The following is a 15,578-nucleotide window of genomic DNA, read 5'->3' on the forward strand; positions in this document are numbered from 1 at the left end:
ACCCCATCCGCCAGGGGGCAGAGCCCCCTGGACCATCGGCAATTGGAGACGGTCCAGGGGCGGTTCGCCCCTGGCCGGGGGTGCAGGGGGGCGGCGCCCCCCTGCCTCGACAGTGCCCCTCACGTCCGGAACACCCCGAAGCGGGGTTCGCCCTGCCAGCCAGGCACTGGGTTGTTCCGCGCCGCCGAGAGGCACAGCCCCAGCACCATCCGCGTATCCTCCGGCGCGATCACGCCATCATCCCAGAGTCGCGCGCTGGCATAGGTCGGGTTGCCCTGGGTCTCGTATTGCGCCTCGATCGGGGCCTTGAAGCGCGCCTCCTCCTCCGCGCTCCACTGGCCGCCCTTGGCCTCGATCACGTCGCGGCGGAGGGTGGACAGCACGCTGGCCGCCTGGGGGCCGCCCATGACGCCGATGCGGGCGTTGGGCCACATGAAGAGGAAGCGCGGGCCGTAGGCGCGGCCGCACATGCCGTAATTCCCGGCGCCGAAGCTGCCGCCGATGATGATGGTGAATTTCGGCACGCGGGCGGTGGCGACGGCGGTCACCATCTTGGCGCCGTCCTTGGCGATGCCCCCGGCCTCGTATTTCCGGCCGACCATGAAGCCGGTGATGTTCTGGAGGAACACCAGCGGGATGCCGCGCTGGTCGCAGAGTTCGATGAAATGCGCGCCCTTCTGCGCGGATTCCCCGAACAGCACGCCGTTATTGGCGACGATGCCGATGCGGTAGCCCCAGAGCCTGGCGAAGCCGGTGACGAGGGTGGTGCCGTAGAGCGGCTTGAACTCCTCGAACTCGCTGCCGTCGACCAGGCGGGCGATGACCTGCCGCACATCATAGGGCTCCCGCAGGTCGGCCGGGATGACGCCGCCGATCTCGGCTTCGGGGTAGAGCGGCGGGCGGGGTTCGGCGATGTCGGCGAAGCCCGCCGGCTTGGCGCGGTTTAGGCCGGCGACGATGCGGCGCGCCAGGCCCAGCGCGTGCTGGTCGCTCTCCGCCATGTGATCGGTGACGCCGGAGGTGCGGCTGTGGAGGTCGGCGCCGCCGAGATCCTCGGCGGAGACGACCTCCCCGGTCGCGGCCTTCACCAAGGGGGGGCCGGCCAGGAAGATGGTGCCCTGGTTGCGGACGATGATGGCCTCGTCCGACATGGCGGGGACATAGGCGCCGCCGGCTGTGCAGCTGCCCATCACCACCGCGATCTGCGGGATCCCCGCGGCGGACATCCGGGCCTGGTTGAAGAAGATGCGGCCGAAATGGTCGCGGTCCGGGAAGACCTCATCCTGGTTCGGCAGGTTGGCGCCGCCGCTATCCACCAGATAGAGGCAGGGCAGGCGGTTGGCTTCCGCGATCTCCTGCGCCCGCAGGTGCTTCTTCACCGTCATGGGGTAGTAGGTGCCGCCCTTCACCGTCGCGTCATTGGCGACGATGACGCATTCGCGGCCGGAGACGCGGCCGATGCCGGTGATGAGGCCGGCGGCGGGAATCTCCTCTCCATACATCCCCTGCGCCGCGAGCTGGCTGAATTCGAGGAAGGGGGAGGCCGGGTCGATCAGGGTGCGGATGCGGTCGCGCGGCAGGAGTTTTCCGCGGTCCGTATGGCGCTTGCGGGCGGTTTCACCGCCGCCGAGCCGGATGCGTTCCACCGTCGCGCGGAGATCTGCGACAAGGGCCGCCATGCGGGCAGCATTGGCGCGGAAGCTGTCGCTGCGCGGGTCGGCGCTGGTCGGGATCACGCCCATGGCGGGCCCGCCCGGAATCCCACGCAGCCTGCCACGCGATGCCCCCCTTCTTGCTTCGGGTGCTAGTGCCGCACGGCGGGCGGCGTGGCGTCAATCCTGGGGTGGAACACCCCAAAAAAGGAAAGGGGCGCCTTTCGGCGCCCCCAACCCGTAGCCTCGTTCGCGAAGGTCGCGCGCTGATCAGCGCAGGACGATCTCGACGCGGCGGTTCTGCGGCTCGCGCACGCCGTCCGCAGTCGGGACGAGCGGGCGGCTCTCGCCGAAGGCCTGGATGGCCATGGCGGAGCGGGCAACGCCACGGCGCTCGAGTTCCGCGGCCACGGCGGCGGCGCGGCGCTCGGACAGGCGCTGGTTGTACTGCGGCGTACCGGAACGGTCGGCGTGGCCGGAGACTTCGATCCGGGTCGTGCCGGTGCGGCTGTTGGTCGCGGCCTCGCCGATGATCTGGCGAGCGCGGTCCGTCAGGTCGGCGCGGTCGAAGTCGAAGAACACCAGGTAGGTGCGCGGGGCGGCCGGGGCGACGACCGGCGTCGGGGCGACGACCGGGGCCGGCGGCGGCGTCACGCCGAAGGCGTAGCGCAGGCCGATGAGCAGGCTGTGGTTGTAGTTGTCCACATCGGTCGAACCGCGGGTGGTCGTGCCGGTGGTCCGGACGTCGATGTTCGGCTGCAGCGTGCCCATGAAGCGGTATTCGGCGGTGACCGCCAGGCCGGGGGCCGCGGCGATCGGGAAGGCCGCGCCGACGATGGCCTGGTAGGCGAACTGGCCGTCGTCACCATCAATCGTCACGGACGCGCCGTTGGACGAGCGGGCGCGGACACCGTCGTAGGAATGCCACTGATAGCCGGCACCGACGCCGACATACGGGGTCATGAAGGACCCGGCGCCCAGGTCGAAGTCATACAGGGCATTCGCCATGATGCCGTAGGACGTCGCCGTGCCGCTCGAGCGCAGCGGGCGGGTGTTGAAGCCCGTGATGCTGTCCACCTCGTTGGTGCGGTAGCTGGCTTCGAGCTCAGCGCGGACGCCATTGCCGAAGCCATAGCCGAGGCTGACGACGCCAACCCAGCCGTAGCTAAACTCGACGGTAGCCGAGCGGTCAGCGCGGGTCAGGCCAGCGGCCAGCGGGCCAGAGATGGAGACGTCCGACTCTTGCAGCAGGTTCACGCCGGCGCCCGCGCCGACATAGAGGCCGCTGATGGGCTGGGCCTGGGCCGCCAGCGGCAGCGCCAGGAAGGTCGCCGCCAGAAGGGCGTTGCGAATACGCATCATCATCGCTCCTTTGTCCCCGACTTCGCCGGGGGGGTCGGTCATTACCGCTGACGCGGTTGCCGGATCGACGCTTATGTAGAACGGCCGGGCGCCCAAGGCGAGAGGGACCTGCCGGGAACCTCGCGGGTCGCGTGTGTCTGTGGCCCCAGGGCCACACCCCTTAAGCACCCTTGCCACACAGGGCCTTCACCTCCCGCGCCTTCGCCGCGCAGGCCGCCGCCAGGAAGCCCAGATCCGTCCCGGTGGAGACATAGCGCGCCCCCATGCCGACGATCTCCGCCACAAGGTCGGGGCGGGAGGCCAGGCCGCCGATCCCCACATGCTTCCCCCGGCCCCGGGCGGCATCGATGATCCGGCGATAGGCATCGCGGACGCGCGGATCGTCGTAGCGGCCGGGGATGCCCATTTCCGCGGTCAGGTCGTTGGTGCCGACCAGCACCATGTCCACGCCCTCCACCGCCACGATCTCCTCCACCCGGTCCAGGGCCTCCAGCGTCTCGACCATCGGGATCACCATCGTGGCGGCGTCCAGCACCGGGTTGGCGAGGCTGGCGGGGAAGGACCGGAAGCCGAACTGGGGCAGCGGCGCCGCGGCCGATCGCGTGCCGAGCGGCGCGAATCGGGCCATGGCCACCACCGCCTTCGCATCCTCCGCCGACCGGACATGGGGGGCGATGATGCCGAGCGAGCCGGCATCCAGCACGCGGCCGACATACTCCGGCGTCAGCGCGGGGACGCGAACGAAGGGGGTGATGCCCGCCGCCAGCGCCGCCATGCAGACCTGCCCCGTCATGTCGAGCGTCAGCGGGCTGTGCTCCATATCCACATAAAGGCTGTCGAAGCCCGCGCTGGCCGCGATCTGGGCGATCTCGATCCCGCGCACCAGGCGCACGGTCATGGAGGCGACGACCTCGTCCCGGGCCAGCTTCTCCCGCACCAGGTTGCGCAGGATGTCGGCGGGCTGGACGGTCATGCGGCGGGCTCCGGGATGGCGGGCGGGGCCGGGCGGCCGGATGGCAGCGGCCGCGGGCGATCCCCTCCCCTTGTTGGCGCAAGCCTAGGCACCGCTCCTCATCCGCCGCAATCCGCGCGGGCGATGCGGCCCAGGTCGAGCCGCGCCCGGCCCGCGGCCTCCGGGGGGGGATCGGCGCGAAGGCCGCGAAGAGGGGCAGGCACAGCGACTCCAGCCGGCCGGGATCCTGCCGCGCGGCCAGGGCCGCGCGCGCCTCCCCGAGTCGCGGCCCGAAGGCGCGGCGCGGAGAGGCATCCGCCGGGCCCGGGTGGCATGGTGCTGCAACGCCGCGCGGCGGGCCACGTTGATGTTCTTGATTCGTTCCATGACTCGCGCCATGCTGGGGCCATGCCCGAAGCGCCCCTTCCCCCCGGTGCTCTGCCTGCCGCCCTCCTGCCGCTGTCGGCCCCGAAGCCCGGGGCCTGCCCGGCCTGGCTGGATGCGGCCACCTTCGCCCTGATGGGCAGGGCCGCCGCCGGGGCCGGGCCGTCGGAGGATCCCACGGCGCTGGCGCGGGAGGTGGCGGCCGCGCGCTACCCCGCCCTGCCCGCGGCCCTGCTGAGCGAGGCGGCCCTGCTGGCAACGGGTGCCGCCAGGCCGGCGCGGACCGAGGGAGACGCGCCATGACCCCGCCGCCGAGCATCCTCGGCCAGACCCGGTGGGAGTGGGAGGGCGGGGGCATCCGCTTCCGCCTCTGGACCCGCCCGGTGGTCGGCCAGGGCGGCCGCAGCGTGGTGCCCGTGACCCTGCTGTGGCGCCGGCCCGACGGCAGCGGCGGCATGGCGCGCTGCGGCGGGTTGATCGAGGCGATGGAACGCGTGGCGGAAGTCCTGGCCGCGCCGCCGGCCCCCTAGCGAGCGGCAGGCGGGGGCGAGGCGTGCGGCGCGCAACCCGGGGGAAGGGGAATGTCCTCGGCGGGATTCGAACCCACGGCCCCCAGATTAGGAATCTGGTGCTCTATCCTGCTGAGCTACGAGGACGCCCCCTCCCGGATAGCACAGGCCGCCTGCGCCATGCGAGGGGGGCGGAAATCCCGCGCGACGCCAGCCCGTTCGTCGCCCCAGGTCCCGTCACGAACGACCGAGGGAGGGACCATGGCCAGCAGCATCCGTGACATCGACATCGCCGGCCTCACGAACGCGCATGCGCTGGAAGCCCAGGCCATCCAGCCCATCAACCGCCAGGTCAAGCGGATCGAGAACCACCCGGAGATGCGGGAGCGCCTCCGCCTGCATGGGGAGGAGAGCAGGCGCCTGCAGGAACGCGTGGCGCAGATCCTGGACGCGCTCGGCACCTCGCCCTTCGGCTGCAAGGACATCGGCACCTCGCTGATGGGCAATGTCGCGGCGATCGCCAGCTACCGGTCCGTGCTGACCATGGCGGAGGCCGCCGGCGATACCGGCGCGCCGCGCCTGCTGGAACAGAACCTGCGGGACGAGATGGCCTTGGCCCGGTGGATCGAGGAGCATCTGGACGCCACCACCCGCCGCACCACGCAACGGGAGAGTACGGGCCAGACCGCCGGGGTTTGAGCGCGCCGGGCGGGGGCAGCCGCAAGCCCCCTCCCCTTCACGCTGGGGCCAGGGCGCGCATACTGCCGGCGACCATTCCCGGAGGCGCGCCGTGGCAGACCCCTATCCCGAAGCCGTCTTCGACGCCGCCATGGCGCGGGCCGGCATCGTGCTCACGGAGGCCGAGCGTGCCACGCTGATCGGCGTGTCGCGCCACATCGCCGCCAGCACCGCCCGCATCCGCACGGAACGGCCGGTGGGCCTGGAACCCGCGACGATCTTCGTGCCGGGGCAGAACACATGAGCGCCCTTCCCGGCACCATCGCGGACCTGCACCGGCTGATCGCGGCCAGGAAGCTCTCGCCGGTCGACCTCGCGCGCGAATCCCTGACGCGGGCGGAACGGCTGAACCCCGCGCTGCACGCCTTCATCCGGCTGACGCCGGAGGTGGCGCTGGACCAGGCACGGGCCGCGGAGGCGCGGCAGATGCAGGGCGCGCTGCGCGGGCCACTCGATGGCATCCCCGTGGGCCACAAGGACATCTTCGAGACCGCCGGGATCCCCACCACGGGCCATTCCCGGGTGATGGAACACCATGTACCCGCGAAGGACGCGACCGTGGTGCGCGCCTGGGCGGAAGCCGGGATGGTGACGGTCGGCAAGCTCGCCACCCATGAATTCGCCTGGGGCGGGCCTTCCTTCGACCTGCCCTGGCCGCCCGCGCGCAACCCCTGGGACACGACGCGCTTCACGGCCGGCTCCTCCACCGGCACCGGCGCGGCGGTGGCGGCCGGGATCGTGCCGGCGGGGACAGGCAGCGACACGGGCGGGTCCATCCGCGGGCCGGCGGGGCTCTGCGGGCTGGCTGGCATCAAGCCCACCTACGGGCTGTGCAGCCGCACGGGCGTGCTGCCCCTCGCCCATAGCCTGGACACCACCGGCCCCATCGCCTGGACGGTGGAGGATTGCGCCCTCCTGCTGCAGGCCATGGCGGGGCATGATCCGGCCGACCCTTCCTCCGCCAACCGCCCGGCGCCGGACCTGCTGACGGGGCTCGGCGATGGGGTGAAGGGGCTGCGGATTGGCGTGATCCGGCATTTCCATGAGGCCGACCTGGTGGTGACCCCCGCGGTGCGGGCCGGCGTGGACCACCTGGCGGAGGTGCTGCGGGCGGAGGGCGCGGAGGTCCGCGACATCACCCTGCCGCCCTTGATGGACTGGAACGCCACGGGCTGGCTGATCCTGATGGTGGAGGCGCTGGCGGTGCATGAGCCCTGGCTGCGCACCCGCTTCCGCGACTATGGGGAGATCCTGCGCGAACGCCTGGCACTGGCGACGCTCGTCTCCGGCGCCGACTACGTCCAGGCGCAGCGCCGGCGCCGCGAATTGTGCGGCGCCATGGCGGCCACGATGCTGGATTGCGACCTGCTGCTGACCGCGGCGCAGGCCAGCGAGGCGCCGCCGATCGACCAGGTCTCCAAATTCGCGAGCCTGGAGGCCCCGGGCCTGACCATCCCCTTCAACCTGACCGGCCAGCCCGCCATGACGGTCTGCACCGGCTTCGGCGAGGGCGGGCTGCCCGTGGGTGCGCAAATCATCGGCCACCCCTTCGGGGATGCGGTGGTGCTGCGCGCCGGCCATGCCTTCGAACGCGCCACCGCCTGGCGCCAGCGCCGCCCCGCCCTCGCCGCCTGATGCACGCCGGAGAAACCGCGCCATGAACCGCCTGCTGCTGCCCATCGCCGCCCTGGCCCTGTCCGCCGGCCCCGCCGCCGCGCATCACCCGATGGGGGGCGCCATGCCGGCCACGGCGATGGAGGGGCTGCTCTCCGGCCTCGGCCATCCCGTGATCGGGCTGGACCACCTGGCCTTCCTGCTCGGCCTTGCCCTGGTGGCCGGGCTGGCCGGCTGGGGCGCGATGCGGGTGGTTATCTTCGTGCTGGGGTCGCTGGCCGGCGTCGCCACGGCCTGGATGGGGCTGGCGCTGCCGGGCGCGGAGGTCCTGGTGGCGTTGTCCGTCATCGGCATCGGCATCGCCCTGCTGGCGCGGGTCGAGGCCCCCGCCGGCGCCTGGGCCGCGCTGCTGGCCGTGGCGGGCCTGGCCCATGGGCAGGCCTTCGCGGAAGCAGTGATCGGGGCCGAGGCGACGCCGGTCCTGTCCTACCTCGCCGGCCTCGCCGTGGTGCAGGGCGCGCTGGTGCTTGGCATCGCCAGGCTGGTGGCGGAACGGCCTTCCCTCGGCCTGGTGCCGCGCCTGGCGGGCGTGCTGGTCGCGGTCGTCGGGGCGGCGGCGCTGCTGGCCTGATCCCGGCCCGGCAAGGCCGGCGCCGGTCAGAACAGGAAGTCGTCCAGTTCCAGCGTGGCCACGGCGACCTGCGGCACATCCGCGCCGAAGCCGCGGGCGATTTCCCGTTCCCGCTCCATGGTGAAGGGCACGGCATGGACCAGCAGCAGGCGGTCCCGCAGCACGGGCGCCGGGGGTGGCGGGATGGCGGCGGATAGCGCCTCCATCTCCTGCCCCATCGCCGCCATGTCGGTGGCCAGCGCCAGGGCGGCGCCGAGGCATTCGACCATCGCGGCCAGTTCCTCCGGCACCCCGCCGCCATCCTGCCGCAGGCCGCCGATGGCAGCATCCATGGCCCGGCCGGCACAGCCCAGCCGGGACAGGCCGCCGCGCATCGCCGCCATCATCTCATCCAGCGCACTGCCCTGGCCGTCTCCGCCCGCGCTTATCAGCGCAGCACCGGCCTGCAGCGCGGCCTCCAGCGACTCGGCCAGCCCGTCCACACCCTCCGCCATCTGCTTGGCGTAGGCACGCAACTCGATCGTCACGGCGCCCAGCGCCGCGCCCTGCTTGCCCAGCCGGGCACAGCGGAAGACGGCGTTCAGCCCCGCGACGCGAAGGTCGATCTCCATGCCGCGAATGTCGGCCAGTCCGGCGCGGAGGCTGCGCATATGGCCATCGATGGCGACCATCGTCGCATCCAGGGCCTCCCGGCTGGCCTTGCTGGAGCCCACGAGCGTCGCCGCCTCGCCCAGATCCCCGTCCAGCGCGCCGAGGAACGACCGGCCATCCCGCCCGCCCCGCCCGAACAGGGCCTGGCCCTCATCGACCATGCCGCGCACTTCCGTCCCCAGCCTGGCCAGGGAGGCATTGATGCTGCGCATCTCCGACGCCAGCGTGCCGCCGGCATCGTGCAGCAGCGCGGCCTGCAGGGCGATGGCGCGCGCCGCGAGCCCGTCGCGCAGGGCGGGCTCGAGGTCGCGGCACCAGGGCCGTTCCTCCCCACCCAGCCCGGCCAGGACCTGGCCCAGCGCGTCCGCCACATGTTCCAGCCGCTGCCGCGTGGCATCGCCGACCTGGAGGGCGGTGACGACGGTGCCGATGGCGGCGCTGATCGCCCGGCCGCGTTCCTGCGTCTGCACGGCCATGGCGCTGGCTTCGCGTCGCAGGGCGGTGATGGCGTTCAGCCCGGCCCGGATGCGGGCCGACACGTCGCGCAGCCTGGCGCCATGCTGGTGCGTGAAGGCGGCCTGCTGGCCCGCGACGGCGGCGAGATCCTTCACCGCCGCGGCGTGCAACTGCCCGAAGCGCCGGACGGTCTGCGCGGCAAGGTCGGTCAGGCGACGCAATTCGGTCTGGAAGGTCGCGATGTCGCGGCTGTCCGTATCCAGGCCGCTGCTCGCGATGGCGGAATTGAGGGTGAGGACGCCCAGCGCCTCGTTGATGCGGGACAGGAAGGCGATCCGCGCGCCCACGCCACGAAGGCGCGTGCCGAGTTCGGCCAGCGTCGCATTCTCCTCCTGCGCCTGCGTCGCCAGGGTGGCCATGCGCGCCGCGGCCAGGTCGAGCTGCGTGGTCGCGGCCTCCAGCGCCTCGCCCTCCAGCAACTGGCGCAGATCGCCGAAGCGCTCCCCGATGCCATCAATCCGGCCTGCGGCATCGCCCAGCCGGCTGCCCACCGCCAGCAGGTCGTCATCCACCGGCGCGAAGGCCGGGACCAGCCGGTCCCGCAGCGCGCGCAGCGCCGGTGCGGTCAGCTCCATCGCCGCACCTCCGCCAGCAGGGTGGGGATGCGGTCCAGCGGCACGATGCGCTCGGCGGCGCCAAGCGCGATGGCCTCCTTGGGCATGCCGAAGACGACGCAGCTTTCCTCGTCCTGCGCCACCGTATGGGCCCCGGCCTGGCGCATCTCCAGCAGGCCGCGGGCGCCGTCATCGCCCATGCCCGTCATGATGATCCCGAGTGCGTTGGGTCCGGCATATTGCGCGGCGGAGCGGAACAGCACGTCCACCGACGGACGGTGGCGGGAGACGAGCGGCCCATCCTTCACGGCGACATGGTAGCGCGCACCGCCGCGCTGCAGCAGCGTATGCCGGTTGCCCGGCGCGATGAGGGCGCGGCCCGGCAGCACCGCGTCGCCATCCTCCGCCTCCTTCACATCGATCCGGCACAGGCCATCCAGCCGCCGCGCGAAGGCGGCGGTGAAGCGTTCCGGCATGTGCTGGACGATGACGATGCCAGGGCTGTCCGCCGGCAGGGCCTGCAGCACCATGGCCAGCGATTCGGTGCCGCCGGTGGACGCGCCGATGCAGACCACGCGTTCCGTCGTGCGCGCCATCGCGCGGCTCACGGGCGGCGGCAGCATGGCGTCCGCGCTCAGCTTGCGTTCCACCTGGCGCCCGGCCGCCGCCGCCATCCGCCGGCCGGGCCGAACGCGCACCGCGGCGCGCACCGCGTCGCAGACGCGAACGGCGGATTCCATCAGGAACTGCGCGGTGTCCATCCGCGGCTTGGCGATCACATCCACCGCCCCCGCATCCATCGCCTGCAGCAGGGTCTCCGACCCCTCCTCCGCCAGCGAGGAACAGATGATCACGGGCAGTGGGCGCTGCGCCATGATGCGGCGGAGGAAGGTGATGCCATCCATCCGCGGCATCTCGATGTCCAGGATGATGACATCGGGCATCTCCTGCTGGATGCGCTGGGCCGCGAAGAACGGATCCTGCGCGGTGCCCATCACCTCGATATCCGGGGCATCGGCGATGATCCGGGTCAGCGCCTGGCGTACCGCGGCGCTGTCATCGACGATGAGCACGCGGATCGGCCGGCCGGAGAGTCCCGTCATGACCTGCCTTCCTCTCGCTGCCAGATGGTGGACATCACGCTGCGCATGCCGCGGAGCGCGGCGCCCGCCGCGGTTTCCGAATGGCCGACGATGAGGAATCCGCCGGGGCGGAGATGCGAGGACAGCCGAGCGAGCACCGCTTCCTGGGTCGGCCGGTCGAAGTAGATCAGCACGTTGCGGCAGAAGATCACGTCGATGTCGCCATCCACGCCGTAGCTGGTCTCCATCAGGTTCAGCAGGTGGAAGCTGGCCGCGGCGCGCAATTCCGGCACGATGCGGCATTCCGCACGGCCGGGGTCCCGGTGCCGCATGACGTAGCGCTGGCGAAGCGGTGGCGGCACCGGCGCCATCGCCTCCCAGGGATAGACGGCACGCCGTGCCACATCCAGCACCTGGCTGGAGATGTCGGTGCCGAGGATGCGGAACCCGAGCCCGGCATGCCCATGGCGCGCCAGTTCCGCCAGCACCATCGCGATGGTGTAGGCCTCCGCCCCCGTGGACGCAGCCGCCGACCAGATCTTCAGCGGACGATCCGCGCGGCCACGTGCGCCCATCAGCTGAGGTACGGCAACACGCGACAGAAAGTCGAAATGCTCGGCTTCCCGGAAGAAGTCGGTCTTGTTCGTCGTCACCATGTCGATGACGTGCTGGTATTCCGTCTCCAGCAGACCGTCATCGAACAGCGCGCCGCAATACGCATCGACATCCATCATGCCGAGGCTGCGCGCCCGCTTGCGCAGCCGCCCTTCCACCATGGTCCGCTTGGCCGGCGGCAGCTGGATGCCGATGTCGCGCTCGATCAGCACCGCCACCTGCCTGAAGCGACGGTCGCTCAGCGTGTCGGTCATGGGTTCAGGCGGCCAGGGCCGGATCGTCCAGCAGCATCGCCGCGCCATCATCCGCGCCGATCAGCCGCGGCATGTCGAGCACGACGACGAAGCCGCCCCCGCGCCGGCCGATGCCCCGGATGCAGTCGGACCGCCAGCGCCGGCCGATATCCGGCGCGGGCTCCGACTGCGCGGCGTCCAGGCCCGTCACCTCGAACACCCGATCCACCAGCAGGCCGATGCGGAGCCGCCTGCCGCCGACATCCAGTTCCAGCACCAGGATGCGCGTCCCCTGGCTCGCCTCCGCGGCGGGGACGCCGAGCAGGCGGCGGAGATCGACGACGGGCACGCTGCGGCCCCGCACATCCGTCAGGCCGAGGAAGCTGGCAGGCGCATGGGGTAGGCGCGCGATCGGACGCAGATCGAGGATCTCCTGCACCTGGGAGACGGGGATGGCGAAGACCTCCTCCGCCGCCCCCAGGGTCACATACTGGTCGTGCTCCGCCATCGCCGCCTCCCTCTGCCCCTGGGCTCAATGCCGCTGGAATTCGGCGTCGAGGCTGTCGCCACCCGCCATGTTGAGGGCGAAGCCGTTGCCGTTCAGCTTGCCATGCGGCTTGGCGGGCCGGACCTTGGCGGGCTGGTCGCGGCGGATCGCCGGCTTGGCCTGCGGACGGGCGAAGGACACCGCCCGCGTCTCCGCCACCGGCGCTGCGGGCGGCGCCTCCGCATCGCCGAGGCGGAAATAGGCGATGGTGGATTGCAGCACCTCCGCCTGCGTCGACAGCTCCTCCGACGTCGCGGAGACCTCCTCCGACGCGCTGGCATTCTGCTGCGTCACCTTGTCCAGCTGCTGGATCGCCTGGTTGATCTGCCCGGCGCCGAGGTCCTGTTCCCGGCACGCCGCGCTGATCTCCTCCACCAGCTCCGCCGTGCGCTTGATGTCCGGCACCAGGCGCTGGAGCATCGCCCCCGCTTCCTGCGCCGTCTTCACCGTGTTCGACGACAGCGTGCTGATCTCCGCCGCCGCCGCCTGGCTGCGTTCCGCCAGCTTGCGCACCTCGCTCGCCACCACCGCGAAGCCCTTGCCGTGCTCGCCCGCCCGCGCCGCTTCCACCGCCGCGTTCAGCGCCAGCAGGTCGGTCTGCCGCGCGATCTCCTGCACGATGTTGATCTTCTCCGCGATGCTCTGCATCGCGACCACCGCCTCGCTCACCGCCGCGCCGCTGCGCTGCGCATCCTCGGCCGACTGGCGGGCGATCTTCTCCGTCTGGCTGGCGTTCTCCGCGCTCTGCTTGATGTTCGCCGCCATCTCCTCCATCGACGCCGAGGCTTCCTCCGCCGACGACGCCTGCTCCGTCGCGCCCTGCGCCAGCTGCTCGGAGGAAGACGCCAGTTCCTGGCTGCCGGACGCCACGTTCTGCGCCGCCACCGAAGCCTCGCTGACCACGGCGCGCAGCTTCGCCAGCATCCGCTCCAGCGCCAGGCCCATCACGTCCTTGTCGGACAGCGGCTTCGCCTCGATGGCCAGGTTGCCCTTCGCGATCTCCTCCGCCACCGTCGCCGTCCCGCGCAGCCCCACCGTCATGCGGCCCATCGCGTCGATCAGGTCCTTGATCTCGTCATTGGTCGTGACGCGGGCCGTCTGGCTGAGATCGCCGATCGCGACCGAACTCACGACATGCAGGGCCTGGCCCAGGCCACGGCTGATCGACAGCGCCATCCAGACCGCCGCACCGCAGGCAATGACGAAGGCGATGCCGGCAAGGGCGAGCAGCAGACGGCTCGCATGCACCGCCTCGTCCGACGCATTGTCCCGCGCTTCCTCCATCAGCCCCTGGTTGATGCGGATCACGTCGTTGAGGCGATCCATCGACTCGGTCACGGACTGGAGCGCGACCGTGGTGGACATTGCAATCGCCTGCGCCTGGTCACCCGCACGCACCAGTTCGCGCATGCGGTCCTGGACCTGGATGTACTGCTGCAACGCATCCCGCGCCGCCACCCAGCGCGGCCGCCCCTGCTCCGAAGCCCGCTGGATTCCCTGCTCCAACGCCTGCACCAGCGCCTGCCGGCGCTGCTCCATCTCCGCGCCGAAGCGATCGACCGCCGCGCGATCGGTGGACATCACCATGTTCTTCTCGGCGCGGACAAGCAGCGCCATGTCGGTCTGCGCCGTCTGCGCCCGCTGGACGCGGCTCACCGCGCCATTCAGCACGTCTTCGTAACTGGTCGTCGTCGCGTTCAGGCTGCTGTAGCCGAGGCCCGCCATCCCGGCCAGCAGCAGGAGGATGAACCCGAAGGTTGCGAAAAGCTTCGCCTTGACGGTGATCCGCATAGCGATCGATTCCCTGGGAATTGTCGTTGATCGGGAGGCGGCTCAGTGCCGCTGGAATTCGGCGTCGAGGCTGTCGCCACCGGCCATGTTGAGGGCGAAGCCGTTGCCGTTCAGCCCGCCATGCGCCTTGGCCGGCCGGGCCTTGGCGGGCTGGTCGCGGCGGATCGCCGGCTTGGCCTGCGGACGGGCGAAGGACACCGCCCGCGTCTCCGCCACCGGCGCCGCGGGCGGCGCCTCCGCATCGCCGAGGCGGAAATAGGCGATGGTGGATTGCAGCACCTCCGCCTGCGTCGACAGCTCCTCCGACGTCGCGGAGACCTCCTCCGACGCGCTGGCGTTCTGCTGCGTCACCTTGTCCAGCTGCTGGATCGCCTGGTTGATCTGCCCGGCGCCGAGGTCCTGCTCCCGGCACGCCGCGCTGATCTCCTCCACCAGCTCCGCCGTGCGCTTGATGTCCGGCACCAGGCGCTGGAGCATCGCCCCCGCTTCCTGCGCCGTCTTCACCGTGTTCGACGACAGCGTGCTGATCTCCGCCGCCGCCGCCTGGCTGCGTTCCGCCAGCTTGCGCACCTCGCTCGCCACCACCGCGAAGCCCTTGCCGTGCTCGCCCGCCCGCGCCGCTTCCACCGCCGCGTTCAGCGCCAGCAGGTCGGTCTGCCGCGCGATCTCCTGCACGATGTTGATCTTCTCCGCGATGCTCTGCATCGCGACCACCGCCTCGCTCACCGCCACACCGCTGCGCTGCGCATCCTCGGCCGACTGGCGGGCGATCTTCTCCGTCTGGCTGGCATTCTCGGCGCTCTGCTTGATGTTCGCCGCCATCTGCTCCATCGAGGCCGAGGCTTCCTCCGCCGACGAAGCCTGCTCCGTCGCGCCCTGCGCCAGCTGCTCGGAGGAAGACGCAAGCTCCTGGCTGCCGGACGCCACGTTCTGCGCCGCCACCGAAGCCTCGGTGACGATCCTGCGGAGCGCCGTGTTCATCCGCTCCATCGCGTTGATGAGGTCCTTGATCTCATCATTGCCGCGCTGGTCCACCTTCTGGGAGAGGTCGCCCGTGGCGATGGCATCGGCCAGCGTCACCGCCTTGCGCAAGCCGGCGCCAATGGACAGCGCGATCCACACGGCGGCGCCGATCGCAACCAGCAGGGCCGCGCCCGCCGCCAGCAACAGCACGAGCCGCATGTCATCCTTCGTCTCCTGCGCCTCCGCGCGCTCCGTCCGCAGCAGTTCAGCACTGATGCCGATGACCTGCTGCAGGCGATCCATCGTCTCGGCGACATGGCGACGCGCGGTGCCGGTCGACAGTGTCGCCGCCTGTGCCGAATCCCCGGCCCGGACCAAGTCCCGGATCTGGTCCTGCGCCTGGATGTACTGCTGCAGCGAAGACCGTGCGTCCACCCAGCGTGGGCGATCAGCCTCCATGGCGCCGGCGATGGCATTCTCGATGGAACCGAGAAGCGCCTGCCGGCGCTGCTCCATCTCCACCACGAACTGATCGGATTGCGCGCGGGTCGGCGCGACGATCACGTTCTTCTCCGCGCGAACCAGCAGGACCAGGTCCGATTGCGCGGTCTGCGCCCGCTGGATGCGCGGCACCGCGTCATCGAGCACGCCTGTATAGGTATCCCCAACGGAAGCGAGGCCGTTCAGCCCGAACCCCACCATGCCGACCATCAGCATGATGACGCATCCGAAGGATGCGAAGAGCTTGGTCTTCACGGTGATGCGCATGGTGCCTGCGTCCTGT

The 15,578-nt window shown here is 71.4% G+C and carries 15 protein-coding genes and 1 tRNA gene; 6 read left to right on the forward strand and 10 right to left on the reverse strand.

Annotated elements, in window-relative coordinates:
- Positions 1-119: 119 nt before the first annotated feature.
- The 3 genes from BM041_RS24755 to BM041_RS24765 all read right to left on the reverse strand — a co-directional run bounded on the left by BM041_RS24755 (position 120) and on the right by BM041_RS24765 (position 3,987).
- A complete protein-coding gene (locus tag BM041_RS24755) occupies positions 120-1,742 on the reverse strand; it encodes a carboxyl transferase domain-containing protein (protein ID WP_092962596.1) in 1,623 nt (540 codons plus the stop codon).
- A 180-nt stretch (positions 1,743-1,922) separates the two neighbouring features.
- On the reverse strand, positions 1,923-3,056 hold the full coding sequence (locus BM041_RS24760) for an OmpA family protein (RefSeq protein ID WP_245762262.1): 1,134 nt from the start codon (positions 3,054-3,056) through the stop codon (positions 1,923-1,925).
- Between the two features lie 118 nt (positions 3,057-3,174).
- Entirely contained in the window at positions 3,175-3,987 is an 813-nt protein-coding gene (locus BM041_RS24765) for an HpcH/HpaI aldolase family protein (RefSeq protein WP_092962597.1), read from the reverse strand.
- Positions 3,988-4,374: 387 nt separating this feature from the next.
- Between BM041_RS24765 and BM041_RS24770 the strand changes: the two genes are divergently transcribed.
- Both BM041_RS24770 and BM041_RS24775 read left to right on the forward strand, forming a co-directional pair.
- Positions 4,375-4,653: a hypothetical protein gene (locus tag BM041_RS24770; protein WP_139226174.1), complete on the forward strand. Its 279-nt coding sequence runs from the start codon at positions 4,375-4,377 to the stop codon at positions 4,651-4,653.
- Positions 4,650-4,880 (forward strand): hypothetical protein, encoded by a 231-nt coding sequence (locus BM041_RS24775; RefSeq protein WP_092962599.1) that lies wholly within the window; start codon positions 4,650-4,652, stop codon positions 4,878-4,880. The genes BM041_RS24770 and BM041_RS24775 overlap by 4 nt, the downstream gene beginning before the upstream one ends.
- A gap of 52 nt (positions 4,881-4,932) precedes the next feature.
- Here the strand turns inward: BM041_RS24775 and BM041_RS24780 are convergent.
- Positions 4,933-5,006, reverse strand: a tRNA-Arg gene (locus BM041_RS24780).
- Between the two features lie 114 nt (positions 5,007-5,120).
- Here BM041_RS24780 and BM041_RS24785 point away from each other — a divergent pair.
- From BM041_RS24785 to BM041_RS24800, 4 genes are all read left to right on the forward strand, one after another.
- Positions 5,121-5,558: a DUF892 family protein gene (locus tag BM041_RS24785; RefSeq protein WP_175534155.1), complete on the forward strand. Its 438-nt coding sequence runs from the start codon at positions 5,121-5,123 to the stop codon at positions 5,556-5,558.
- Between the two features lie 91 nt (positions 5,559-5,649).
- On the forward strand, positions 5,650-5,841 hold the full coding sequence (locus BM041_RS24790; RefSeq protein WP_092962601.1) for a hypothetical protein: 192 nt from the start codon (positions 5,650-5,652) through the stop codon (positions 5,839-5,841).
- Positions 5,838-7,232, forward strand: coding sequence for an amidase (locus tag BM041_RS24795; protein ID WP_092962602.1), 1,395 nt, complete (start codon positions 5,838-5,840; stop codon positions 7,230-7,232). The genes BM041_RS24790 and BM041_RS24795 overlap by 4 nt, the downstream gene beginning before the upstream one ends.
- Before the next feature lie 22 nt (positions 7,233-7,254).
- A complete protein-coding gene (locus BM041_RS24800) occupies positions 7,255-7,842 on the forward strand; it encodes a HupE/UreJ family protein (protein WP_092962603.1) in 588 nt (195 codons plus the stop codon).
- Positions 7,843-7,868: 26 nt separating this feature from the next.
- Here the strand turns inward: BM041_RS24800 and BM041_RS24805 are convergent, their stop codons facing one another.
- From BM041_RS24805 to BM041_RS24830, 6 genes are read right to left on the reverse strand one after another with little or no spacing between them, the layout of a single operon-like run.
- Positions 7,869-9,584, reverse strand: coding sequence for a methyl-accepting chemotaxis protein (locus BM041_RS24805; protein WP_092962604.1), 1,716 nt, complete (start codon positions 9,582-9,584; stop codon positions 7,869-7,871).
- Complete coding sequence (locus tag BM041_RS24810; RefSeq protein WP_092962605.1) at positions 9,575-10,666, reverse strand: protein-glutamate methylesterase/protein-glutamine glutaminase; 1,092 nt, start codon at positions 10,664-10,666, stop codon at positions 9,575-9,577. The genes BM041_RS24805 and BM041_RS24810 overlap by 10 nt, the downstream gene beginning before the upstream one ends.
- Positions 10,663-11,514 carry a CheR family methyltransferase gene (locus BM041_RS24815; RefSeq protein WP_092962606.1) on the reverse strand — a complete coding sequence of 284 codons (852 nt, stop codon included), beginning with the start codon at positions 11,512-11,514 and terminating at the stop codon, positions 10,663-10,665. The genes BM041_RS24810 and BM041_RS24815 overlap by 4 nt, the downstream gene beginning before the upstream one ends.
- A gap of 4 nt (positions 11,515-11,518) precedes the next feature.
- Positions 11,519-12,001, reverse strand: a complete 483-nt coding sequence (locus BM041_RS24820; RefSeq protein WP_092962607.1) for a chemotaxis protein CheW — start codon at positions 11,999-12,001, stop codon at positions 11,519-11,521.
- 24 nt (positions 12,002-12,025) lie between these two features.
- Positions 12,026-13,831 carry a methyl-accepting chemotaxis protein gene (locus BM041_RS24825; protein WP_092962608.1) on the reverse strand — a complete coding sequence of 602 codons (1,806 nt, stop codon included), beginning with the start codon at positions 13,829-13,831 and terminating at the stop codon, positions 12,026-12,028.
- 42 nt (positions 13,832-13,873) lie between these two features.
- Positions 13,874-15,562, reverse strand: a complete 1,689-nt coding sequence (locus tag BM041_RS24830) for a methyl-accepting chemotaxis protein (protein WP_092962609.1) — start codon at positions 15,560-15,562, stop codon at positions 13,874-13,876.
- Between the last annotated feature and the right edge of the window lie 16 nt (positions 15,563-15,578).

Origin of the sequence: Falsiroseomonas stagni DSM 19981 (assembly GCF_900114315.1) — a bacterium.
In the GTDB taxonomy this organism is placed as follows: domain Bacteria; phylum Pseudomonadota; class Alphaproteobacteria; order Acetobacterales; family Acetobacteraceae; genus Falsiroseomonas; species Falsiroseomonas stagni.